This is a genomic window from Methyloceanibacter sp., assembly GCF_035650995.1.
Classification (GTDB): domain Bacteria; phylum Pseudomonadota; class Alphaproteobacteria; order Rhizobiales; family Methyloligellaceae; genus Methyloceanibacter.
This window is the reverse complement of sequence record NZ_DASRGO010000011.1, coordinates 1-6,267: the sequence shown is the minus strand read 5'-3', so window position 1 is coordinate 6,267 and position 6,267 is coordinate 1. Positions and strand designations below refer to the sequence as shown.

The window sequence follows — 6,267 nt, the reverse complement described above, 5'->3', positions numbered from 1 at the left end:
GGGCGTCGTGCCGCAGCAGCCGCCGACGATGTTGAGGAGCCCGTCCCTCGCCCATTCCTCGAGCAGCCCCGCCATGTATTCGGGGCTCTCGTCATAGCCGCCCATCTCGTTGGGAAGACCGGCATTGGGATAGACGCTGATGAGCGTATCGGCAACGGCAGCCATGTCGGCGACGGCGGGTCTCAGCTGCTCGGCGCCGAAGGAGCAATTGAGCCCGACCGAGAATGGCTTCAGATGCTGCATCGAATACCAGAACGCCTCGGGCGTCTGGCCGGAGAGATTGCGCCCCGACAGATCGGTGATGGTGCCGGAGATCATGACGGGAAGGCGCACGCCCGTCTCGTCGAACACCTGCTCCACGGCGAAGCCGGCGGCCTTGGCGTTCAGCGTGTCGAACACGGTCTCGATCAGGATGATATCCACCCCGCCGTCGATCAGGCCGCGCGCCTGCGTCTTATAGGCCGCGACGAGCTCGTCGAAGCTCACGTTGCGGAAGCCCGGGTTGTTGACGTCGGGCGAGATCGAGGCGGTGCGGTTGGTCGGGCCGATAGCGCCGGCAACGAAGCGCGGCTTGTCAGGCGTCTTCTTGGTCCAGGCGTCGGCCGCCTCGCGCGCGAGCTTGGCGGCGGCGACGTTCATCTCGTAGGCCAAGTCCGCGAGCCCGTAATCGCTCTGCGAGATCGCCTGGGCGTTGAAGGTGTTGGTCTCGACGATGTCGGCGCCGGCCTCGAGATAGGCGTTGTGGATCTCGCTGATGATCTTCGGCTGGGTCAGGACGAGCAGATCGTTGTTGCCCTTGAGATCGCGTGTGAAATCCTTGAAGCGCGCGCCGCGATAGCCCTTCTCGTCGAGCTTGTAGCGCTGGATCATGGTGCCCATGGCGCCGTCGAGGATGAGGATGCGCTCCTTCGCCTCGCGCTTCAGGGCGGCGATGCGTTGTTCACGGGTCATGACGCTGCCTTTGATTCGATGAAGGCCTTGGCCGGGCGAAGGCCGAGCATATGGCAGATGGCGTAAACGAGATCGGCGCGATTCAGCGTGTAGAAGTGGAACTCGGTGATGCCTTGGTCGACGAGGCCGAGCACCTGCTCGGCGGCGACGGCCGCCGCCACGAGATGACGCGTCTCCTGATCGTCGTCGAGGCCCTCGAAGCGGTGGCCGAGCCATTCCGGCACGCTCGCGCCCGATTTCGCCGCGAAGCTAGCGACCTGTTTGAAATTGTGGATCGGGATGATGCCGGGCACGACGGGGATGTCGATGCCACGGGCGCGGACGCGCTCTAGGTAACGGAAGAATACCTCGTTGTCGAAGAAGAACTGGCTGATGGCGGTCGTGGCGCCGGCATCGATCTTGGCCTTCAGCATGTCGATATCGGCCTCGACGGAAGGCGACTCGGGATGCTTCTCGGGATAGCAGGCGACCGAGATCTCGAACGGCGCGATCCGTTTGATGCCCTTCACCAGGTCGGCGGCGTTGACGTAGCCGCCGGGGGTCGGCTGATAGCGGTCGCCGACGCCGCCCGGGGGATCTCCACGAAGCGCCACGATATGGCGCACGCCCAGGTCCCAATAGTCGCGGATAACGTCGTCGAGCTCCCCCTTGGTCGCGGCGACGCAGGTGAGATGCGCGGCGGGCTTCAACGTCGTCTCGTGCAGGATGCGGGCCACGGTCGCGTGGGTGCGCTCGCGGGTCGAGCCGCCGGCGCCGTAGGTCACCGAGACGTAGCGCGGGCGGAGCGGCTCGAGCCTCCTGATCGAGCGCCACAGCGTCTCCTCCATCGCCGCCGTCTTGGGCGGGAAGAACTCGAAGGAGACGTCGATCGCGCCGCGACCGAGGAAGCGGCTCTTGGGTCCGGTGCTGGCAAGCATCAGGCGGCGACCTCCACATTGGATTGGGTCTTTTTCTTCTTGGCGACGGCGGCAGGTTTCAGGCCGAGCCAGAGCGACACGGTGAGCTTCCCTTGCGCCGGCTCCGGCGCGAGCTCGCGGAAGCGCTCGAGCTTGAGCCCTGCGCCTTCGAGCCAGCGGCCGAGCTGGTCGCGGCCAAAGCCGAGCCGGCGATGCGCCGACTGTTCGCGCAGGAACTCGAGTTCGTGCGGGGCGAAGTCGACCACGAGCAGCCTGCCGCCCGGCTTGAGCAACCGCGCAGCCTCGGCGATCGCGGCAGCGGGGTCGTCGAGGAAATGCAGCACCTGATGCAGCACGACGCCATCGGCCGCGCCGTCGTCGAGCGGCACGTTATAGAGATCGCCGTGGCGCACTTGCACGTGCGCGAGCCCGGCCCGCTCGAGCTTCATGCGGGCGTAAGCGAGCATGTCGTGATTGAGGTCGATGCCGAGCGCGCGCGAGGCGCGTGGGCCGAACAGCTCGAGGATGCGCCCCGTTCCGGTGCCGAGATCGACGAGGAAGGAGAAGGGCCCCTGCCCCAACGCCTCGTCCATGGCGCTCTCCACGTCCTTCTCGGCGACATGGAGCGCGCGGATGCGGTCCCACTCGGAGGCATGAGCCTTGAAATAGGCCTGCGCGGCTTCAGCGCGCGTTTTCTGCACCGAGGCGGCGCGGGCGCGGTCGCGGGCGAGCGTCAGGTCGGACGGATCGAGACTCGCGACGATTGACGAGGCAAGCGCGCCCTCGGCGCCGCTTTCGGCGAGGCGGAAGAAGACCCACGAGCCCTCGCGGAAGCGGGTGATGAGGCCTGCTTCCGCCATCAGCTTCAGGTGCCGGCTGATGCGCGGCTGGCTCTGGCCGAGAATCTGGGTGAGATCCTTGACGTTCAGCTCGGCGCGCGAGAGGAGCGCCAGGATGCGCAGACGTGTCGCCTCGCCCGCGGCGCGGAGCGCGGCGAGCGCCTGGGCGCGGGACAGGCCTTGGGCCAGGGCCTTGTTGCCATACGACATAAAGATATGTTTATACGTTTCACGCCGGCGGCGCAAGGGCGCTTTAATCGCTGGGGCGCCTGAGCACGACTTTCAAGCGGCCGCGTCCGCTTTCGGCTCCGCCGCTGCGCGCCGTTTGCCCTGTCCCGCGTCGGCAAATCGTGCCGGCCCTGACGAAGAACCAGCTCCGGCCGCCAGCCGGCGCGGCATTCCGTCGGTCGACACGAGACAGTTCCGCCCTTCGACTTTCGCCTGGTACATGCGCTCGTCGGCGATTTCGACGAGGTCATGCCAGTTTTGGGCCTTATCCTCGATGCGCTCGGCCAATCCGACGCTTGCCGTTTGGCGCGCGCCGTCCGGCCGCTCACCGAGACCCGTCACGCAAAGGGAGACGATCACCTTGGCGGCGATGGCAGGCGTGGTGCGTGACAACACAATGAGGAACTCCTCGCCGCCCCAGCGAATGACCAGGTCCTCGCCGCGCAACGCCTGCCTGAGAGACTGGGCGACGTGGCGCAGCAGGAAATCGCCGGCATTGTGGCCGTAGAAATCGTTGACCCGCTTGAAATTGTCGAGATCGAGAAGAAGGAGAGAGAAATGGCTGCCGATCCGCTCGGATTTGGCGAACAAGACATTGAGCAGCTCGCTACCGGCACGGCGCGACAGGAGATGGGTCAGCGGATCGATGGTCGATTGCTCATGCAGCCGGATGAGAAGCTGCAACTGGCTTAGCGAGCAGACCACCGTGACGGCCACGATTGCGCCCAGCAGAAACATGACAGGTCCGTGCTCGATGAAAATCGATTTGCTGCCTTCCAGAAACAGATCGCCTAACAGGGCGAGGGCCGGCACCAGCAAGAGTGCGGCGATCTCTTCCACCGTGAGGGGAAAGATCGCAAGTCCCGCGGCGAGGGCCACGGGAAAGAGCGAATAGGCGGTGTGCGCCGGGCCGGTGTCGAACGCGCCGCCTGCCGCGGTGGCTAACGCGTGGTGCGTATAGAGAAGGAATCCCACCCCGATACAGATCACGAGTCCAAGCAGAAGCAGTTCTTCCCGAAGCCCGGCGGTCCGGAATTGCAGGCTCGCGACGGCAAGAAACAACAGTCCGGTAATGAGGCGGGCTGCCATGAGCGGCCAGATCACGGTCCAGCGTTCGTCGAGGAGCATAACGTCGACGGGAATCCACGCGATCGTCGCGATTGCGAGAAAGAGTGCCGCCGCGGAAAGTCGCGCGGAAATGAACCGGGCGCGGTCGTAGTTCAACAACATGCTGTGACCACGCGCCGAGATCAGAGAGGTGCGTGTCTCGCCAAGGCTGTGCCCTGCGGGCTCGGGGCGGAAAGGCGCGTCCGGCTCAGCGTCCACATTCGGCCTGCGCGAAACCTCGCCGGACTCTTGCGCGAGGGCGCTCGCCGCCGCGCTGCTGGTCCTATCCTTGACTTCGGCGAAAGGATCGAGCGTTCGTGTCATGGGAGTTCGTCACCGTGCGTTCTTCCCACCCGGGCGCATCCCGACCCTAACCCGCAAAATCTAAGGTTTTGGCCACGAGACGGTTAAAATTCGCAACAATCTGAGATGGGTCTGATATCCGGCGGCTTTTCGGGATCAAGCCCGCGTCCCCAGCCAGGGGACTTGCGCGAACTTCTGGATTTGCTGCGTTCGAGGGGCGGCTCTGTTGCGATGCCGCCTTCCCGATTCCCAGCGGCTGGACAATCGGGGGCGGTCGCCGTCGATCAGGCGCGGGCGAACTTCTTGTACTTGATGCGCTTGGGCAGGACCGAATCCTCGCCGAGCCGCCGCTTCTTGTCCTCCTCGTAATCCTGGAAATTGCCCTCAAACCACTCGACGTGGCTGTCGCCTTCGAAGGAGAGGATGTGGGTGGCGATGCGGTCGAGGAAGAAGCGGTCGTGGCTGATGATCACGGCGCAGCCGGGAAAATCCTCGAGCGCCGCCTCGAGCGAGGACAGCGTCTCGACGTCGAGATCGTTGGTCGGCTCGTCGAGCAAGATGAGGTTCGCACCCGATTTCAGCATCTTGGCAAGGTGCACGCGGTTGCGCTCGCCGCCCGAGAGCTGGCCGACCTTCTTCTGCTGGTCGGGGCCCTTGAAGTTGAACCAGCCGACATAGGCGCGGGCCGGCACTTCTCTTGCCCCGAGCTTGATCACGTCGTTGCCGCCCGAGATTTCCTCGAACACGGTCTTCTTGGCGTCGAGCGCATCGCGCGACTGATCGACATAGCCGAGCTTCACCGTCTCGCCGACGCGGATCGAACCTTTGTCGGGCTTCTCTTGGCCCACGATCATGCGGAACAGCGTGGTCTTGCCCGCGCCGTTCGGCCCGATCACGCCGACGATGCCGCCGGGCGGAAGCTGGAAGGAGAGATCGTCGATCAGGAGCCGGTCGCCGAAGCCCTTCTCCAGATGCTCGGCCTCGATGACCACCTGCCCGAGCCGCGGGCCCGGCGGAATGGTGATCTGCGCCCTGCCGGTCTTGTCGCGGGCGGATTCGGCGAGCAACTCCTCGTAGGCGCGGATGCGCGCCTTCGACTTCGCCTGGCGCGCCTTGGGGCTCGCCCTGATCCAGTCGAGCTCGCGCGCCAAGGTCCGCTCGCGGGCCTCTTCCTGCTTGCCCTCGACTTGCGCCCGTTTTGCCTTCTGCTCGAGCCAGGAGGAGTAGCTGCCCTTGTAGGGGATGCCCTGCCCCCGATCGAGCTCGAGGGTCCATTCGGTGATGTTGTCGAGGAAGTAGCGGTCGTGCGTCACCATGATCACGGTGCCGGGATAGTCGCGCAGATGATGCTCGAGCCAGGCGACGCTCTCGGCGTCGAGATGGTTGGTGGGCTCGTCGAGCAAAAGAATGTCGGGCTTGGAGAGGAGCAGCTTGCAAAGCGCAACGCGCCGCCGCTCGCCGCCGGAGAGCGTGTTCACGTCGGCGTCGCCCGGCGGACAGCGGAGCGCGTCCATCGCCTGCTCGACCTGGGCGTCGAGATCCCATAAGCCTTGCGCATCGATCTCGTCCTGAAGACGGGCCATCTCGTCGGCCGTCTCGTCGGAATAGTTCACGGCGAGCTCGTTGTAGCGGTCGAGCTTCGCCTTCTTAGCGGCGACGCCCTCCATAACGTTGCCGGTCACGTCCTTGGTCTCGTTGAGCCGCGGCTCCTGCGGCAAGTAGCCGACGCTTATGCCGTCGGCCGCCCACGCCTCGCCCAGAAACTCCTTTTCCTCGCCGGCCATGATGCGGAGCAGGGTCGATTTGCCGGCGCCGTTCACGCCCACCACGCCGATCTTGGCGCCGGGCAGGAAGGCGAGCGTCACGTCCTTCAAGACCTGCTTGCCGCCGGGGTAGGTCTTGGACAGCTTGTTCATGACAAAGACGTATTGGGGCGTGGCCAT

5 protein-coding genes are annotated in these 6,267 nt (G+C 65.2%); all 5 read right to left on the bottom strand.

Going from position 1 to position 6,267, the window contains the following annotated elements; all coding sequences use genetic code 11:
* On the bottom strand, nt 1-951 hold a 951-nt coding region (locus tag VFB18_RS00695; RefSeq protein WP_324970354.1), incomplete at its 3' end, for a homocysteine S-methyltransferase family protein.
* The gene (metF, locus tag VFB18_RS00690; protein ID WP_324970353.1) at nt 948-1,868 is read right to left on the bottom strand and encodes a methylenetetrahydrofolate reductase [NAD(P)H]; all 921 of its coding nucleotides are present in this window, start codon (nt 1,866-1,868) and stop codon (nt 948-950) included. The genes metF and VFB18_RS00695, both read right to left, overlap by 4 nt.
* Entirely contained in the window at nt 1,868-2,896 is a 1,029-nt protein-coding gene (locus tag VFB18_RS00685; RefSeq protein WP_324970352.1) for a metalloregulator ArsR/SmtB family transcription factor, read from the bottom strand. The genes metF and VFB18_RS00685 overlap by 1 nt, the downstream gene beginning before the upstream one ends.
* A gap of 72 nt (nt 2,897-2,968) precedes the next feature.
* Nucleotides 2,969-4,345 (bottom strand): GGDEF domain-containing protein, encoded by a 1,377-nt coding sequence (locus VFB18_RS00680; protein WP_324970351.1) that lies wholly within the window; start codon nt 4,343-4,345, stop codon nt 2,969-2,971.
* Nucleotides 4,346-4,608: 263 nt separating this feature from the next.
* Nucleotides 4,609-6,267, bottom strand: a complete 1,659-nt coding sequence (gene ettA, locus VFB18_RS00675; RefSeq protein WP_324970350.1) for an energy-dependent translational throttle protein EttA — start codon at nt 6,265-6,267, stop codon at nt 4,609-4,611.

Excerpts from the sequence above, each read along its gene's own strand:
- ettA (WP_324970350.1), bottom strand. The coding sequence starts at position 6,267 with ATGGCCACGCCCCAATACGTCTTTGTCATGAACAAGCTGTCCAAGACC.
- VFB18_RS00685 (WP_324970352.1), bottom strand. The coding sequence starts at position 2,896 with ATGTCGTATGGCAACAAGGCCCTGGCCCAAGGCCTGTCCCGCGCCCAG.
- metF (WP_324970353.1), bottom strand. The coding sequence starts at position 1,868 with ATGCTTGCCAGCACCGGACCCAAGAGCCGCTTCCTCGGTCGCGGCGCG.
- VFB18_RS00680 (WP_324970351.1), bottom strand. The coding sequence starts at position 4,345 with ATGACACGAACGCTCGATCCTTTCGCCGAAGTCAAGGATAGGACCAGC.